The organism is Enterobacter cloacae complex sp. S2 (assembly GCF_015159675.1).
GTDB lineage: Bacteria > Pseudomonadota > Gammaproteobacteria > Enterobacterales > Enterobacteriaceae > Enterobacter > Enterobacter intestinihominis.
Genome location: NZ_JADDTS010000104.1, coordinates 1 through 717 on the forward strand (window position 1 = coordinate 1; position 717 = coordinate 717).

Annotated in this window: 1 protein-coding gene; it reads right to left on the reverse strand. The window is 46.4% G+C overall.

Going from position 1 to position 717, the window contains the following annotated elements:
- Positions 1 to 181: 181 nt before the first annotated feature.
- Positions 182 to 717, reverse strand: a 536-nt coding sequence (locus IPZ49_RS22955; RefSeq protein ID WP_193762899.1) for an NAD(P)H-binding protein, incomplete at its 5' end; no start/stop codon positions are given.

Genomic DNA, 717 nt, shown 5'->3' on the forward strand with positions numbered 1-717 from the left:
ATGCGGCATTCATTTAAATAAACGCCATGACCAATGTAGTAATAAGTAGTGCTTTCATATCTAGTACCTCTTTAACAATATGCTTGAAACTGGACTTGTATCAGGAGTAACTTCCTCCATCTGTGTATTCAAATATACAGACTTAAGCTGTCATGAGGCTGACCGCTATATGACAAAATTGTCAGGGTTGTCGATTGGTTAGTTTTTTTGAATACAAATTCAGCTCGTTAATAATGCAGTCAGGTTCTTCACGCAGAGGCATATTGTCTATGTCCAGAACCCCATCATTTTTTTGTGGATCATCAGCCTGCAGGTCTGCAAACAGTGGGGTAAGATCCTGCTGTGCTTCACCTCGTTCAGCCACCAGCTCGAACGTTTTATTTTTTGCCTCGTCGTGGGTCAGGGCACTGACCAGAACCTGGGCGATTTGCTCCCGGGATATCACACCATCTTCCGGTGTTCCCGTATGGCGACGATCCCCCTGAAGCATAACGATTCGGTGTTCATCATCATTGTTGTAATCAAACCAGCCGGGCCTGACGATGGTATAGGGGTGACCAGTGGCCCTGACCAGACGCTCGGCACGTCTTTTCCAGTCATGAACCTCAGTGCGTTGATTCCAGGTGCTGAGTCGTTCAGTCACGCCAATCGTGGTCATCAGGCTGATACGAACAGATACATCCCTGAATATTCGTAAAATATTGCGCACTCCGCCAT